General features: G+C 60.3%; 16 protein-coding genes and 2 pseudogenes. 7 read left to right on the top strand and 11 right to left on the bottom strand.

Features of this window, described 5'->3' with window-relative positions:
- The first annotated feature begins 13 nt into the window (after nt 1-13).
- The 3 genes from ACP2YO_RS08410 (at nt 14) to ACP2YO_RS08400 (ending at nt 4,163) form a co-directional block, all read left to right on the top strand.
- Nucleotides 14-916, top strand: a complete 903-nt coding sequence (locus tag ACP2YO_RS08410; protein ID WP_426440442.1) for an N-acetyltransferase family protein — start codon at nt 14-16, stop codon at nt 914-916.
- A gap of 1,463 nt (nt 917-2,379) precedes the next feature.
- Nucleotides 2,380-3,329, top strand: a protein-coding gene (locus ACP2YO_RS08405) for an IS630 family transposase (protein WP_426435017.1) whose coding sequence is annotated in 2 segments (ribosomal slippage) — nt 2,380-2,716 and nt 2,716-3,329 — 951 coding nt in all. Because the reading frame shifts where the segments join, the coding sequence is not laid out codon by codon here.
- An 82-nt stretch (nt 3,330-3,411) separates the two neighbouring features.
- Nucleotides 3,412-4,163 (top strand): IS5 family transposase gene (locus tag ACP2YO_RS08400; protein WP_426440441.1). Its coding sequence is split into 2 segments (ribosomal slippage): nt 3,412-3,742 and nt 3,742-4,163, totalling 753 coding nucleotides; the frame shifts between segments, so codons are not numbered across the junction.
- Nucleotides 4,164-4,272: 109 nt separating this feature from the next.
- Here ACP2YO_RS08400 and ACP2YO_RS08395 read toward each other — a convergent pair.
- Nucleotides 4,273-5,439 carry a patatin-like phospholipase family protein gene (locus tag ACP2YO_RS08395; protein WP_426443103.1) on the bottom strand — a complete coding sequence of 389 codons (1,167 nt, stop codon included), beginning with the start codon at nt 5,437-5,439 and terminating at the stop codon, nt 4,273-4,275.
- Between the two features lie 32 nt (nt 5,440-5,471).
- A complete protein-coding gene (locus ACP2YO_RS08390) occupies nt 5,472-5,897 on the bottom strand; it encodes a hypothetical protein (protein ID WP_426440440.1) in 426 nt (141 codons plus the stop codon).
- Between the two features lie 43 nt (nt 5,898-5,940).
- Here ACP2YO_RS08390 and ACP2YO_RS08385 point away from each other — a divergent pair, with 43 nt between their 5' ends.
- Nucleotides 5,941-6,336 (top strand): hypothetical protein, encoded by a 396-nt coding sequence (locus ACP2YO_RS08385; RefSeq protein ID WP_426440439.1) that lies wholly within the window; start codon nt 5,941-5,943, stop codon nt 6,334-6,336.
- Here ACP2YO_RS08385 and ACP2YO_RS08380 read toward each other — a convergent pair.
- Nucleotides 6,322-7,023 carry a LysR family transcriptional regulator substrate-binding protein gene (locus ACP2YO_RS08380; RefSeq protein ID WP_426443102.1) on the bottom strand — a complete coding sequence of 234 codons (702 nt, stop codon included), beginning with the start codon at nt 7,021-7,023 and terminating at the stop codon, nt 6,322-6,324. The genes ACP2YO_RS08385 and ACP2YO_RS08380 overlap by 15 nt on opposite strands.
- A 63-nt stretch (nt 7,024-7,086) precedes the next feature.
- Nucleotides 7,087-7,179: pseudogene (locus ACP2YO_RS08375) on the bottom strand (LysR family transcriptional regulator); the annotation flags it as partial.
- 262 nt (nt 7,180-7,441) lie between these two features.
- Here ACP2YO_RS08375 and ACP2YO_RS08370 point away from each other — a divergent pair.
- A complete protein-coding gene (locus ACP2YO_RS08370) occupies nt 7,442-8,029 on the top strand; it encodes a sigma-70 family RNA polymerase sigma factor (protein WP_426440438.1) in 588 nt (195 codons plus the stop codon).
- Between the two features lie 25 nt (nt 8,030-8,054).
- Here the strand turns inward: ACP2YO_RS08370 and ACP2YO_RS08365 are convergent, their stop codons facing one another.
- The 5 genes and pseudogenes from ACP2YO_RS08365 to ACP2YO_RS08345 all read right to left on the bottom strand — a co-directional run bounded on the left by ACP2YO_RS08365 (nt 8,055) and on the right by ACP2YO_RS08345 (nt 11,833).
- Nucleotides 8,055-8,612 (bottom strand): DUF1109 domain-containing protein, encoded by a 558-nt coding sequence (locus ACP2YO_RS08365; protein WP_426440437.1) that lies wholly within the window; start codon nt 8,610-8,612, stop codon nt 8,055-8,057.
- Nucleotides 8,613-9,274: 662 nt separating this feature from the next.
- A complete protein-coding gene (locus ACP2YO_RS08360; protein WP_426440436.1) occupies nt 9,275-9,775 on the bottom strand; it encodes a DoxX family protein in 501 nt (166 codons plus the stop codon).
- Nucleotides 9,775-10,581 (bottom strand): DNA-binding domain-containing protein, encoded by an 807-nt coding sequence (locus ACP2YO_RS08355; protein ID WP_426440435.1) that lies wholly within the window; start codon nt 10,579-10,581, stop codon nt 9,775-9,777. Before ACP2YO_RS08355 ends, ACP2YO_RS08360 begins: the two co-directional genes overlap by 1 nt.
- Nucleotides 10,568-11,484, bottom strand: a pseudogene (locus tag ACP2YO_RS08350) (DUF692 domain-containing protein). The gene ACP2YO_RS08355 and the pseudogene ACP2YO_RS08350 overlap by 14 nt, the downstream one beginning before the upstream one ends.
- A 43-nt stretch (nt 11,485-11,527) precedes the next feature.
- Nucleotides 11,528-11,833 (bottom strand): DUF2282 domain-containing protein, encoded by a 306-nt coding sequence (locus ACP2YO_RS08345; RefSeq protein WP_426440434.1) that lies wholly within the window; start codon nt 11,831-11,833, stop codon nt 11,528-11,530.
- A gap of 269 nt (nt 11,834-12,102) precedes the next feature.
- Here ACP2YO_RS08345 and tnpA point away from each other — a divergent pair, with 269 nt between their 5' ends.
- Together tnpA and tnpB are read left to right on the top strand one after the other, a co-directional pair.
- Nucleotides 12,103-12,507 (top strand): IS66-like element accessory protein TnpA, encoded by a 405-nt coding sequence (gene tnpA / locus ACP2YO_RS08340; protein ID WP_426437458.1) that lies wholly within the window; start codon nt 12,103-12,105, stop codon nt 12,505-12,507.
- The gene (gene tnpB / locus ACP2YO_RS08335) at nt 12,504-12,713 is read left to right on the top strand and encodes an IS66 family insertion sequence element accessory protein TnpB (RefSeq protein WP_426437457.1); all 210 of its coding nucleotides are present in this window, start codon (nt 12,504-12,506) and stop codon (nt 12,711-12,713) included. Before tnpA ends, tnpB begins: the two co-directional genes overlap by 4 nt.
- A gap of 6 nt (nt 12,714-12,719) precedes the next feature.
- Here tnpB and ACP2YO_RS08330 read toward each other — a convergent pair whose 3' ends face one another.
- Complete coding sequence (locus tag ACP2YO_RS08330) at nt 12,720-14,837, bottom strand: recombinase family protein (protein WP_426440433.1); 2,118 nt, start codon at nt 14,835-14,837, stop codon at nt 12,720-12,722.
- Nucleotides 14,834-15,109, bottom strand: a complete 276-nt coding sequence (locus ACP2YO_RS08325; RefSeq protein WP_038388924.1) for a hypothetical protein — start codon at nt 15,107-15,109, stop codon at nt 14,834-14,836. The genes ACP2YO_RS08330 and ACP2YO_RS08325 overlap by 4 nt, the downstream gene beginning before the upstream one ends.
- Between the last annotated feature and the right edge of the window lie 5 nt (nt 15,110-15,114).

The following is a 15,114-nucleotide window of genomic DNA, read 5'->3' as shown; positions in this document are numbered from 1 at the left end:
GCGGAGTTATCAGATGTCTGTGGTTTACCGGCCAGCACGCGCGCAGGATCTGGAATTCGCCGACGCCCTTGTCGTCTCCAGCATCAACGATCTCACGGAGCGGCATGGCTTCGGGCCGATGGCCGTGTCGTCGCCGCCCAAATTTCAGTCGTTTTCCTTAAACGACGACGCCGATGGTCTGTGGGTGGCGGAAGAGGACGATCGGATCCTCGGTTTCGCATGGAGCTGGGTCTGCGGCGACATGTGGTTTCTGGCGCAGCTCTTCGCATCGTCCGATCAACAGGGGCGGAGCATCGGCAACGAGTTGATCAAACGGACCCTGGAACACGCCGAGAAATCGGGCGCTTCCAACAAGGTCCTTATCACCTTCAGCTTCAACACCGTTTCGCAAGGCCTCTACATCCGCCACGGACTATTTCCGCGATTCCCCATTTACAGCGTGACTGTAGCGCGAGAGCATTTGGTCGGCAGGCTGCAGGGGCCGCAATTCAGTTTCACGCCGCTCAAGAAGGAACCTTCGACCCTGCGTCGCCTCGCGCTGGTGGATGGAAGGGTCCTTGGCGTGTCCCGCGAAAAGCATCATTGCTACCTGATGAACGATGGCGGGACCAGAGGGTTCAATCTTCATGACGGAAACGATTGGGCAGGTTATGTTTACGTCGACGGCAGCGGACATATCGGGCCGCTCGCCGTCCTGCATCGCCACGCCGTCACTACCGCCTTCAGGACGGCCCTGCACTTGGCCATAGAGAGCGGCTCGTCGCAAGTGTCAGCGTTCCTGCCCGGCGCGAGCGAGGCGTCTCTCAACACCGCGATTGGGCACGGAATGCGGATCAAGTTTCCGATGCTGCTAATGTCGTCGCATGATTTCGGAAATTGGGCTCAGTATTTGCCCCGCAACCCCGGCTTCATGTGATCGCGGAGCCGGCTTCGATGCGGAGCCGGAGGTCGGAGCGGCAGGCCTCGATCCCTGAAATCTCCCACGGCGCGCGGGTGGCTGATCAGTTCGCCAAAACGCGAATGGCTGCTCAGGAACCAAAGTGAGTTCCCGCATATCGAACTCTCGTTCCAATCCATCATTGGGGCGCCGATGCATCGGACATTTAGTGGGATTGAATTTTTGTAGTATGCATAGAACCGATGGATTATTCAGTCCCGGACCTCCGTTGCGGTTAAAACAGGACCACCGAACATAATCGCACGCCTTGATGCCGGAAGTGTCCGGACAACAAGGAAGACTGGCATGTCCGATCAAATGTTCCTGACGCTTGGCGAGGTTGTCGACCGTTATCGCGGACGGATCAGCGAGGGGACCTTGCGCAACTGGCGCTCCATGAGAGTCGGGCCCTCGTTCCTAAAGCTCGGCAAGGCCGTTCTCTACCCTCTCGAGGAACTTGAACGTTGGGATCGCAGAAATCTCATCGTCTGCCGACCCTCCAGGTCACTGTCTATTGAAGAGGCGAGTTAGAAGCCGTGCCATCGTCGGTCACCCGAAACGGATGCATTACGTCCGAGACGCTCGGCAATGGATGCGACGAGGATTGATGTCGATTCGGAATCCGTGATTTGATAGGATCGTCAAGTGCAGGCAAAGACTCTTTGTGCTTACTCGGGTTTGTCATGATCGAGCACAGAGGACCGATCCCCGACCCATACCCCAATTGTTTGGCACTACGAACCGACGATTGTTTTCCAAAGCAATTTCGTTTTGAGTTTGCTGGTCCACAACAATTCCGCTCGCGGGCCGTCTTCACGCTCAATCATGATTGAGCATTCTTAGGCAGTGATCGAACGTGATTTCGGTCCAACCTCGCGGCGGTTAAGGCCTTCATCCAGAACGAATTCACCGTTGCCCTGCGAAGGCAAAGGTCACACGTTCGTGTCGGGTGCGCCAGGTTTCACTTATTTTACAGCGCGATATGTGCGCACGAACTGAACTTCGATTGAGCATCATTCAATCGAGTAAGCAAACGGCGGAAATTCGTCGCCGCTGTGATTGCGCCGGCAACCGCAAAAACTGGGGCACGCCAGCACAGATTCAATTGCCGTAGCTCGGCAACGCACTTCGCCGTCTTACTGATTCTCAGTCGACCACGCGCCGAATCGCCTGCGTGAAGCAGCTGATACCAAAAGAAACGCCCGACGCAATGTTGCGCCGCTTATTTAAGGTCGAAGGAGCTTCTCGTTTCGGAGCACTCATTCCCGCCGATGGCGCGGCGGATCTTGACCAGCGAGCCGACTCCGCGCGGCGCCGACCCTCTCCTAGCCCAGTCGGTCGCGCTCCGCACTAGAGCATTTTCACAATTGGTGGAATCGGAGGATTCCCAGCGCGGTTGCTCCATGATTCAGTTTCCGCATTGATTCGAGGCGGAGGCTTTGATGGGAGCACCTTATTCTCAAGATTTGCGTGAACGGGTCATTTCCGTCGTCGACGGCGGAATGGGAGCGTATCAGGCAGCGCCGCTGCTGCGGGTCAGCGTTTCCTACATTTACAAGGCGCTGGGGCGTTGGCGGGCGACTGGCGAGACGACGGCTCGCCCGTCGGGCCGCGGGCCGGCTCCGAAACTTGCTGCTCACGATGAAGCGCTGCGCCAGCGGATCGTGCACAAGCCAGACGCCACGCTGGAGGAGATCCGGGCGTGGCTGCTGGCCACGCACGACGTGAAGGTCAGTATCGGCTGCTTGTGGAAGCGCCTGCGCCAGCTCGGCCTGACGCTCAAAAAAAGTCACTGAGAGCTGCGGAGCAAGATCGGGCCGATGTCGCCGAGGCGCGTGTGGAATGGCGCGCCGGTCAGGCGGAATTGAGCCCGGAGCGCCTGGTCTTCATCGACGAGAGCGGCGCGTCCACCAAAATGACCCGGCTTTACGGCCGCTGCGCGCGCGGCAAGAGGCTCGTTTGCACAGTCCCGCACGGCCATTGGAAAACAACCACCTTCGTCGGAGCTTTGCGCCAGGACGGCATGACCGCGCCGTGCGTCTTCGACGGCCCGATGAACGGCGAGACATTCCTCGCCTGGGTCGAGCAGTTCCTCGTTCCGACGCTGCGGTCGGGCGACATTGTCGTGATGGACAATCTGTCGAGCCACAAGGTCAGGGGCGTCCGCGAAGCCATTGAGGCGGCCGGTGCGATGTTGCGCTATCTGCCGCCATACAGCCCGGACCTCAATCCGATCGAGCAGTTCTTCGCCAAATTAAAGTCCCTGCTGCGCAAGGCAGGCGCACGAACTCTCGAAGCCCTCGACAACGCAATCGCCGACGCCCTTACCCGCTTCTCGCCAACAGAATGCCTGAACTTTCTCGCCGATGCCGGTTATCGTCACCAACCATGAAAACGCTCTAGACTAGGGCCTGTTGAGATTCAGGATTCACAGAAGGGAATGTCCGTGATTCAAGCTCCGCAAGGAGCTTTGCATGCAGCGATTCGTTTTGACAGACGGCCAGTGGGCGAAGATGGAGCCGCTTTGTTTGGGTAAGCCCACCGATCCCGGCCGCACGGGAGGTGACAACCGTATGTCTCTTGAAGCGGTGCTGTGGATCGCCCGCACGGGCAGTCCGTGGAGAGATCTGCCGCCGATGTTCGGCAACTGGAATACGGTGTTCAAGCGCTATCGCGATTGGGTGAAAGCGGGCGTTTTCAAGCGGATTTTCGACGCCGTATCAGATGATCCGGACATGGAGTTCGCCATGGTCGACGCGACGATCGTCAAAGTTCACCGCCACGCCCAGGGTGCAAAAGGGGGACCCAAAGTCAGGCCATCGGCAAGTCGAAGGGCGGCTGGACCACCAAAATCCTCGCGCTGACCGACGCGCTCGGGAATCTGGTGCGGTTCATCCTGCTGCCCGGCCACCGCTTCGACACCGTCGGCTTCGCGCCCCTGATCAAGGATATCGAATTCGGCGGCTTGATCGCCGATAAGGCTTTTGATTCCAACTGGATCATCGAAGACATCAACGAACGCAGGGCGAAGATCGTCATCTCGCAACATCAAAGTCGCACCAAGCCTCTCGACATCGACAAGGACATCTACAAATGGCGCCACCTGATCGAGAACCTCTTCGGCAAGCTGAAGGAATTCAAACGCATCGCATTGCGATCCGACAAGACAGACGGCAGTTTCGAGGCCATGATCTACCTCGCTACCGCCGTCATCCATTCCAGATGAATCTCAACAGACCCTAGGACGCCAATGCGGGTCTCCGATCTTTAGCAGCGGATGACGGGCACCCAGCCGGCGTCCTTCGCCGATTTCGTCGAAGCCCACCGCGGCGAGCTCACTCCGGGGACAGATGGATAGCTTCACCGGCCACGCCGCCGCTCCGTTCACTGACCATTGTATCGTGCAGCACGAAACCCTCGAGCGGATCGAATTCCTTGAGCCAAGGAGCGCTTTCAAGCACGCGCATCGTGTGCGCATAGCCTGCGTCCCATCGTTGCCGGATTCCCGATGGACTGAAATCGAGATCCTTGCTTTGATCCTCCTCGCTGAGCCGCGGCGCAAGCAAGCGGACAATGTGCATTCGGGTGCGGCAGCCGAAACCGGCAAGGGCGCGAATGCCGGACTCGGCACGCTGCTCCGCTGGCAGCAGGTCGGCGAGCTCGGTAATGACATGACGCAGCCGGTGCAACTGCCGTTGCCGCACGATATGGCTGACAGCGCGGCTCGAGTACTGGATCTCCTTCCTGCGATTCTCAACGTCCCTCATTGTCTTCGGCACGTCGCCTTCCGAGTTCCAGACATGGACCGCATACACCATCGAATCACGCCGCGGATTGTCGTCGAACACGACTTCGACGGGCGTGTTGGAGAGGATGCCGCCATCCCAGTAATGCTGACCGTCGATCTCGACCGCCGGAAAAGCGGGCGGCAGAGCGCCGGACGCCAGCACATGTCGGATGTCGAGCGGCGCAGTGCGTGAATCGAAATAGACCATTTCGCTGGTTTGGACGTTTGCAGCCCCGACGGTGAGACGTGTCGGTCCAGCGTTGACGAGATTGAAATCGATCAGGTCGGACAGCGTGCGCCTGAGCGGCTCGACTGAATAATAGCCCGCCCCCTCCGGGTTCAATGCCAGCAAAGGATTTAGAAACGCCGACGCGTTGGGTTTGAAGAAACCTGTGATTCCGGTCGACATCGCAAGCCAGTTTCGTAGCGGCGAAGAGAGCTGGGAAGGCAACAATCCCTCGAACATCCGGCCGTGCTCGACACGCTTCCAGAAGGCGCTCAACCGTTCCAGGCGTTCGGAGCGCGGGCTACCGGCGATGATCGCGGCATTGATGGCGCCGATCGACGTACCGACTACCCAGTCAAGCTCGATGCCGGCCTGATCGAGTGCCTGATAGACGCCGACTTGGTAGGCGCCTAGCGCTCCACCACCCTGGAGCACCAGCACTTGCTGACCAAAGGCTTTTACATCTGAATTTATAATGTCCTGCGACATACGGAATACCCTGAATTCGATGAAAGATGGGATTAGGTGGCTTGGTGAAGCGTCTGTGAGGACGTTTTGAGAGGTTTGGCTTGCTGGCGCGTTGCGTGTGTCAAGCCAGTGATGAGCCGCGCGCCGCGTTCGAACGTGAGATAGTTCCACAGCCAATTCGCGCCGACGACGATGCGGTTGCGGAAGCCGACCAGGAAGTAAATGTGGGCGGTGGACCACAGCAACCATGCAGGCAGACCGGCGATCTGGAGTGTGCCGATCTCCGCGACGGCACGCTTGCGTCCGATGGTCGCGAGATTTCCCCAGTTCCGATAGCGGAAGGGCAGCGGCGCCCGACGGCCGGTGAACCGTGCGAGCAGCGAGCGGGCCACATGCATGCCCTCCTGCTTGGCGGCTGGTGCTACGCCAGGCACCGGACGTCCGCTCGCGTCGACCAGGCTTGAGGTATCACCGATCACGAAAATCTCGGGATGACCGGGGACGCTCAGATCCGGCTCGACGTTGACGCGGCCGCTGCGGTCGGCAAGCGCAGCGCTACCCGGTCTCAAGGCAGCCGGCGGCACACTCGCTATCGTGACGGCAGAACTCGGTGGCCGGAGCCAGGCCCTCGGCGATATCGTCGGGCCGGGCGCAGTAGCGCTCTGCGACGTCGATCACGGCTTAGCCCTGGAACTAGGTCTGGCATTTCATGTCGGACCAACTTTGATCGCTGACTATCGCGAGATCGGCATCGATTTGAACAAGCTCTACGGCGGGGCGGCCGGACTGCTTCCCGTGCCGGCAACCTTCGTCGTGCGAACGGACGGCATCATCGAATATGCGTTCGTCGAGCCCGATTTCAGGCTCCGCGCGGAGCCCGAACATGTCGTCGTTGTCGTCGCCTCATTGACGCGCTGACGGCTGCTGATTCCAGGCGCGGGCGCGCGACGCGCGGACGAAGGCATCGGCCGCAACGGACCGGCGCCGCCCGGCAATCGCCGCGAGCACGACGCTGCGGGAAGCCTCCACTCCGGAGAGAGGGAACACAGCGAGCCGTGCGCGATCGCGTGGCGGAGGCAGGAAGGCGCTGCCGAGTCCGGCCAGCACCAGCCTGCGAAGATGGACTGCGCTGTCCGCGCGATGCCGGAATGCCGGTTCAAACCCGGCCGTTTTGGCAGCATCGCGCAGAGCCCGCGCTCCGTCGCCGCGGCATTCGATCCAGATTTCGTCGCGTATGTCGTTGAGCGTGACCGCATCCCGGGCCGCCAGCGGATGCTCGGCTCTCGTGATCACGTGATAGACATGATCGAACAGCGACCAGGCTTCGAATCGTTCCGGCGCGTCCTCGGGCACTTCGACGATGAAGAGATCGAGCGCGCCGTTCAGACCGAGTTCGATCATCTCTTCGGACGAGCCACTTTGCAGAGTAAGTTCGAAGCCCGGGAGGCCTGCGCCGATTTCCTCCAGCACCGCGTCAAGGGCGTCGTTTTCAATCGTCGCCGCAATCCCGAGTGTCAGCGGTGTTACCTGTGCCTTGCCGATCTCGCGCGCCAGAACAGTTGCCGCCTGCGCGGCTTCGTAAGTACGCTCAAGATGCGGCAGCATCTGACGGCCAAGGTCGGTCAGATGAGTTCGCGACCGCTCCCGTCGGAACAGCGGGCCACGGAACTCCTCTTCGAGCTTCTGGATCGCACGGGTGAGCGATGGCTGCGTGACGTTGCATTCTTCCGCCGCACGCGTGAAATTCAGGCTTCGCGCCATGGCCAGAAAATATCGAACCTGATGCATCTCCATGGGCGGTTTATGCCACGGATCGGCCGAAATTGCACCTGTCGGGCCCGGCGCGAAGTAGCCAATAGGTTGAGACCTTTCCTTCGATCACAACCTGCTGAGTGCCGTGCCGTCCGGCATAGCCGCCGCGCATCAAACACATAAACGCAGGTGACGTTCACTTACATTTCCGTCTGAGCGAATTTGGCATCGGAAAGGGCGAGGTGATTGCCCTTCGATGGAGTCCGCTCCCATGCTCGCCGTCATCAGGAAACCTCCCCGCGAAGAAGCGGCTTTGCCCCACGCGGCCGACGACTGCTGGGGCGATTTGATGGCCGCGGCCCAACGTGGGAACGGCGGCGCTTACACACGTCTTCTGACCGAAGTCGATGGCTGGTTGCGCCGCTATTACGCACGCCGCCTGCCGCCCTCGATGGTTGAGGATGCTGCCCAGGACACGCTGCTTACGCTCCACGTCCGGCGCCATACCTACGAGCCCGGCCGTCCATTCAAGGCATGGGTCGCCGGCATCGCGCGGTACAAATGGATCGACCGGCTGCGTGCCCTGGAACGTGACCCCGCAGCCCCCTCTTCCGAGGCCATGTCCGAGGACATCGCGATCGACGATCATGGCCCCGCGATCATCTGCGCGCTCTTGCTCCGCGAACTTTTGAGCCAATTGAAGCCCTCGGAGTCGGAAGCGATCAGGCTGGTGAAACTCGAGGGGCTGAGCATCCAAGAAGCGTCCAAACGCACGGGTCAGTCGACCTCACTGGTGAAGGTAAACATCCACCGCGGCCTTAGCCGGCTTAGCGAAATTGCCGCCGCGGAGGTCATCTGACGAGCATTCATGCGCGGCAGCATCGCTACCAGCGCAGCAAATATGGGCCCGTGGTGGCGCCGAACGCGGCGCTGATCGCAATTCCAAGTGTGTACCAGACGAGCACAAAGCCGGCTCCGCTCTCGCTGCATGCGGGCGCGTACACGGTTGCCGCAATGCCACCCGATACCAATCCGGCCAAGGCACCCGTCGCGCGCAGGCGCAGCGGCGCTTGTCGGCGGATCGCCCAACATGCACCGGCAAAGACAGGCACCGATAGGCCCGCGATGCACAGCGAGCACCGCTGCCAGGTCAATCCCAACCAAAGCGAAACGGGGTCGGCATCCGATGTCGTCGTCTGCCATAAAGCGAGCCCCGCCAGGAGAACGACTAGAGTAGCGAAGCGTTTCCGGCGGTCGAGGATCCGGTCTCCGGCACGCAGCATCGGCATGAGCATGGATCCAGCGATCGCTGCAAGCGAGAGCGCATAGCCGACCTTCATCGCCATCGGGCCGCCGTGGGCGATGCTGAGCAGGCCGGGCTGCACGCCGTAGATCACCAGTACAAGCACAAGCGAAACCGCGGCGCCGAGGCCAAGGCCCACAAGCAGATCGTTGCGTGTCTTCCCCGGACGAACCGGAGTAAGGTCATTCGCTAGCGCACGGATCAGTTCCGGACTCTTCAAATTGATAGACTTTCAATTGGCGGCCCGAACGAATGCGGAGGAAGTGACGGTTTCTCCGATAAATCCGCGCGCCGCAACGAAAGGTTACAGGAATCCGCGGGAAATGAGTCGAAAATTCAATCGAACAGGCTGAGCGATATCTGGCGTCCGTTCCAAGCCTATTGGCGCGATCCGTCCAACGCGACACGAGACGCCTTCGGGCTGCGCCGCCCGACGAGGCGATCCACATGCATTAACAGCAGGCAGCGCCGGCCCAACTCCTGGATGGCTACATTCGACCAATTTGCGTGGGCAAGCCGGGCGGGCGAGACACTCAGCCCGATTTGGTCCTGAGTTATCGAGCCAATGTGGACTTTTACCCCAATTTCCATCGTAGTTTCCGGGAGCGGCAACCACCACTGCTTGCGGTGAGGCAATATCTTACCCGGCGCTGAGCCGACAGACGCGATCTGCCCAAGGCCGAGATGTAATTCTTCGAAACCAGGCATTTTGCCGTCGAAATGCATTATGCCGAGATCAGCGGTCTGATGCGAACCTTCCCGGTAAGGACGTAAGCAGGCAGGTCGAACGAACACGCCTGCTCACGGCTTTTCGAATCCATGACCGATCGCATGGTCTATCGAGGCGCGTCCGGGCCCCCACGCCATGATGCCGAGCGCCATCGCCGCCCAGGTGATGTGGATTGGCCAGCCGTCCGGCACGGTCAATTCCACGATGATCGTCATGAATAAAAGGCCTAGCGCCGCGAAACGCGTCGCCAGCCCGAGGACAAGCAGGATCGGAAACATGATCTCGCCCGATCCGGACAGGAACGCAAAGACGGTCGGCGCAGGAAACGGATAAGGCCCGCCCGGCAGATGGATCATGAATTCATCGGTGAACAGCGTCACCGCGGTGTCGCTGAGTTGGAGAAAGCCGGTCCACTTCAGGATACCGGATTTCCAGAATGGGACAGCTAAGGCTACCCGCATGACGAACTGGACCAGGTCGGGATGCGCGATCAACCGGACAATGCCGATCGCCCGCTCCACCAGCGCCACGACATTTTGGCGAAGGCCGCCGCTCGCGGTTTGCTCGGTCATCACCATCGTGGATCTCCATTCTTGATCGTCGTGAAAACACCGGCATCGATCATGCCGGCGATATTGGCGGGAAGATCAAAGTTCGGAGCTGCCTCCAGCGCGGCTGACACGGCTACGCCAAGCGGCGCGCCTTCGATCAGCCGGGTGAGAAAGGCCGCCGCGCCGGCGGGAAGGTGCCGGACCGCAACGTCCGGGCCGGGCCGGCTGATCAGCGCATCCTCGGCTACGGTCGCGTGATCCGGCGCGGGCCGTCTCTGGTCGCGATAGGCGGCGAAAATCGAAACCGCCGAAAAACGCGAGCAGACGATCCGAACGGCCGGGTGCGGAACGAACACCAGGTCTGCGAGCTTGTCGGGCGGGACCGATCCCAGGACTGCTGTGCTGAGAGGTTCGGCATCGGCCGCATGATAACAGTCCAGCCATGCTCGCTCGATCCGCGCAATATCGGCCAGCCATGGCACCGATTGCGCGTATTCGTATTTCGCGATGAAATCGGAGAACTCGCGGCCATATTCAAACAGCAGCGCGGAGCTTGGCGGATTGGCGCGAACGTAGAAGCGCGCCATGGCCCGGAAGAACTCCGAGCCGGTGATGCGTTGGACCGCCGGATAGATCGAGCCCAACACCTCGATCAGGCTGACCGTGACGTTGTTGCGATAGACATTATAGCGCCGTGTTGCCGCCTTCCCGAGAGGGCCGGTCACGCCATCGGGCGTGGCTAGTTCCGGATCGAGCAAGCCAGCGGAGAACACCGCTCCATAGTCCGGCATGGCTCGGTTGCTGTGGCGGTGATCAGTAAGGCGCATGGGTCGCTCCGCAGGCGAAAGCCTTTGCATGACGATCCAACATCGCCTGCGCCGCGATGGCTTCGGCTTTGAGCACCGACCAGTCGGGGATCTTGCTGTCCCACTCCACCAGAGTCGGAATTGGCCCGCGCCGACCAATGACGGTGTCGAACAACGACCAAACCGCATCGGCAACGGGGCCGTCATGGCTGTCGATCAGGAGTCGCTCGCCCTCATGTCAGTCTGTTCCGCATGTCCGGCGAGGTGAATTTCCCCGACCCGTTCGAGCGGGAAATCCGCGAGATAGTCGAGCGTCGAGAAGCCGTGGTTGGCGGCGGACACGAAGACGTTGTTGATATCGAGCAGCAGCCCACAGCCGGACCGTCTGGTCAATTCGCGAATGAAATCGGTCTCGCTCATCGTGGACTCGCGAAACACCACGTAGGTGGATGGATTTTCCAGCAGAATGGGCCGGCCGATCATCTCCTGAACCTGATCGAGGTGGTCGGCGACCCGCGCAAGCGTCGCCTCCGTGTAGGGGAGCGGCAAAAGGTCGTTGAAATAGGTTGTGCCGTGGGTCGACCATGCCAGATGTTCGGAGATGAGCCCCGGCTCGTAGCGTTCGACTAGCGAGGCGAACCGTCCGAGATGGGCCATGTCGATCGGCTGCGGTCCGCCGATCGACATGCAGACGCCGTGCAGCGAAACCGGATAATCGCGTCGGATATTTTCGAGCCCGCGGTGGGGCGGGCCGCCCGCTCCCATGTAGTTTTCAGCATGAACCTCAAAGAACCCATGCCGTGGCCGCTCGGCGAGAATTTCGCCGAGATGTTCGGGCTTGAAGCTGGTGCCCGCCAAACCCGCGATGGAGTGAACTGGAAAGCGGAGCACAGCCGATCCTGGCGGGTCAGCAAATTTCATCATCGCATTCATCGGCTGCTCCGCTTTCCGGCAGGTCGTCGTCGAGTTACAGCGCGGTCAGCGAGCCGGTCTTGCCGCCAGGTACCTGGATGGAAGCGCAGGTCCCGTGCTGGACGAATTTCCAGGAATTGCCCTGAAAATCCATCGTCGAGGTCCCCTGGCAAGTGGTGCCCGGTCCAGCCGCGCAATCATTCTGGCCCTTGAGCGAGACGCCGTAACACTTCTCCTTGTGGGCTGCAGTCGCGGCGTCCATCTCGGCCTTCGTCAAGGGAGCGGCGAATGAGGACGAGGCGAGTGCGGTCGTGACAGCGCTCGCGAGCAGCGCTGTCGTAACTTTAGTTCTGACTGACATGAAGTTCTCCAATAAAATGTGAGCGCAGCGGCTATCCGGTGCACATGGAGAAGTCCGTGTCGTTGAGGATCAAAGTTACACTGTCACGATCATGTGACTACAAATTAGGTGATCGGACTCATCGCAAGTCGGCATACCGGCAAGGCTGAACCTGAGCGGGGATTTATCACTCACCCATGCGTTTCCGAAACGGAAGACTGACGCGTGAACTGTACTCGTCCGAAGACGGCCGTCTTGCGAGTTTATCCGGTCTGTAGCTGACTGTCGGTATGGATATCCTTACTGATAGTCGCCAAGTGCGTCGCCTTGAAATTGTGGAGACTGGTCGGCGTCGGCGCTGGTCGGCTGCCGAGAAGCTGCGGATTGTCGAGGAAAGTTTTTCGGGTCCGCGGCTGGTGTCGGCGACGGCACGGCATCATGGGCTTTCGAAACAGCTTCTGTTTTCGTGGCGCAAGGCCTATCGCGACGGCCAGCTTGGTGGCGGCTGTCAGGTAGGTGGATTTGTCCCGGCCCGGGTTGTGTCGGAAGTCCAGTCCACGACGGAGCGTGCGGCACCGGCGGCGACTGGCACTCTGGAAGTCGTGACCGCGAATGGCCGCCGCGTGATCGTGGATCGCAACGTCGATGTCGCGGTTTTGCTACGGATCATGCGAGGGCTGGAGACACTACGGTGATCCCGATACCGACAGGCGTGCGAGTATGGCTGGCGACGGGCCATACCGACATGCGGTGTGGCTTTCCGAGCCTGGCTCTGCGCGTGCAGGAAGTGCTCAAGCGCGACGCCATGGGCGGCGGTCTTTTCTGCTTCAGGGGCAAACGCGGCGATCTTTTGAAGGTCATTTGGCACGATGGCCAGGGAGCATGCCTGTTTACCAACTAATTGGCTTCATACTACAGCCCTTTCTTTGGGATCGGTGCATTTTGATGAGTTGAGCTGACGAATGATCTCAGCGCGGTGGGCAAGCTGATTCCATCGGCTGCATTGCTTGGCCGGAACGTGCGGTCCTGGCGGTTCATAGAGGCCGATATAGCCATTGTAGGCATGTCTTTTCACGATGCCGTATTTCGCCCATCTGACCAGGGTACTTTCGGTGATGCCGAGTTTGGCGCAGGCCTCCGCTTTTGTCAGCATCCCCCGTTCGCGCAGCCGATCATAGCGAGAGCGCAGACCATATTGTTTAACAAGATAGATGACCCGCAAATCAGTGAACTTCGCGTCGGCTTTAGCACGGCGTGCTGAGCCGCCGGGGCGGATCCCTCGGTCATTCAGGATGTCAGCGATTTCGGCGCAGATATGATCGTCGAGAAGCTTGTCGACCAGTTCGACCACCTCGGACCGGGTCTTTACCTGTTGTGCGGAGGATTTTGGGTTCTGAGTGGTCAATGTTTCGGTCTTTCCGCCTTTGAAGCGGATGTGGATCCGGGTCTCTCCCTCGGCCGGGAACTTGAGCAAGGTGACGTCTTCGACGAGATAGGCAAGGAGCCGCTTGCGTTCGCGGTTCGGCAAGGTCCGATCACACCAGACTGTTTTGAAGTCGGCCGTCATGGCGATCAATCGATCCCGGATCGCATCGTCGAGCGTCACCCGATCTTCGCACAGAGCACGTTCTCTTTCTTCTCGCACATCAGCCAGCACGCGCAGTTTTTCGTTCCATTCGCGTTCAAGAGTGTCCGCAACCAGGCGGTTGTTCGGATCAACCAGCATGAACCGCCGCTGTGCAAGATCGGCATCGATCTGGGCGCGTTCGACGGCACGGAGCCGGAGTCTGTCCGCTTCGTCATGACGCGCTTCGATCTCTTTTCGGATCTCCAATGCTAACTCCACGGCGGCAGGCGTCATTTCGGCGGCGATCAATTCGCCGACCGCTTCGTCGACAGGCCAGCCTGCGATCGACTGACAGTGGGGTTCGCCGCGAGAGGCGTAAGCGCGGTGACAGACATACCAGGTGTCCACCTGGCCGCGTCGGGCCGCGTAACGGGCGCTCATATGACTGCCGCAACGCCCGCATATGACACGCCCTTGTAGTAAAGCCGCGCCTTCGCGCGGTGGCGAAGCGCGAACGGCTTGATAACCTTGGCCATTGGCCTCGAGTACCTTGAGGTTGTGCTGGAACTGCTCCCAGCTGATATAGCCGGGATGGGCGTCCGGAATGCAGGCGAGCCATTCCTTGGGGTCCCGTTTGCGGAGCTGCTTCTTTCCATCGACGGTCCGGCGGTAAAGGCGCTGGCCATAGGCATAGACACCCGCGTAACGAGGATTGTGCAGCATGCGCATGGCGGTCGATGTGGTCAGCTGTTGGAAGACCACTTGTTTGCCGTTGCGCAGACGTGAGGGGAAGAGCAGACCTTCCCTGGTGAACGTCTTGACGGTCTGCGTAGCCGACCCGACCCGCGAGAACGTCTCGAAGAAGTGGGAGATCATCTCCCGGATCTGAGCGTCCGGATCGAGAACGACATCGCCAATCTCATCATAGATAAAGCCGGTCGGCAGAGGGCAACGATATTCACCACGACGCACCTTGTTGAGGATGCCGCCGCGTAATCGGGCCTTGATAACATGCAGTTCAGCTTCGCTCATCGTGCCCTTGAGCCCGAGCAACAGGCGGTCATTGAAGTTGGCCGGGTCGTACACGCCGTCTTCATCGAGGATAAGCGTGTCAGCCAAGGCGCATATCTCTAGCAGTCGGTGCCAGTCTGCATTGTTTCTGGCGAGGCGGGATACCTCCAGCCCCATGACGATCCCCGCGCGCCCCATGCCGACATCGGACACCAAGTGCTGGAAGCCTTCGCGCCATGACGCAGATGCGCCGGATACGCCCTGGTCGCTGTCGATGACGATGATCTGGTCGTCGCGCCATCCAAGTCCGATCGCGCGACCGCGAAGATCGTATTGACGCTTGGTGCTTTCGACGTTCTCCATGACCTGTCGCATCGACGACTGCCGGATGTAGAGATAGGCGCTCCGCTCGAGATGATGCGATTGGACCTTGAGCTTTTCGTTCATGCTGTTTTCCGTTCAGGGGTTGCCATCACGATGGCGGCGAGCAAGTGGATGATTGTGTGTCGCTCGGAAGTTTCGTCCGCGATGGGCAGGCCAGCCCTCAGCGGCACGGCAATGGGTTGGCGCCGGCAAGGCTCACGCAAAATCGCACGCGTCCACGCCCACATGCCGCGGTGTAGAAGGATGGTAAGGCCGCTGCGCGCCTCCGGCGGCAAAACGGCGCCGAGCGCGGCTGCGCGCAGTATTTCGTATTGTTCGGTGGCGTTGGACGACATCGTGC

Origin of the sequence: Bradyrhizobium genosp. P (genome assembly GCF_049949265.1) — a bacterium.
Lineage (GTDB): Bacteria > Pseudomonadota > Alphaproteobacteria > Rhizobiales > Xanthobacteraceae > Bradyrhizobium.
This window is presented reverse-complemented; position numbering and strand designations above follow the sequence as displayed.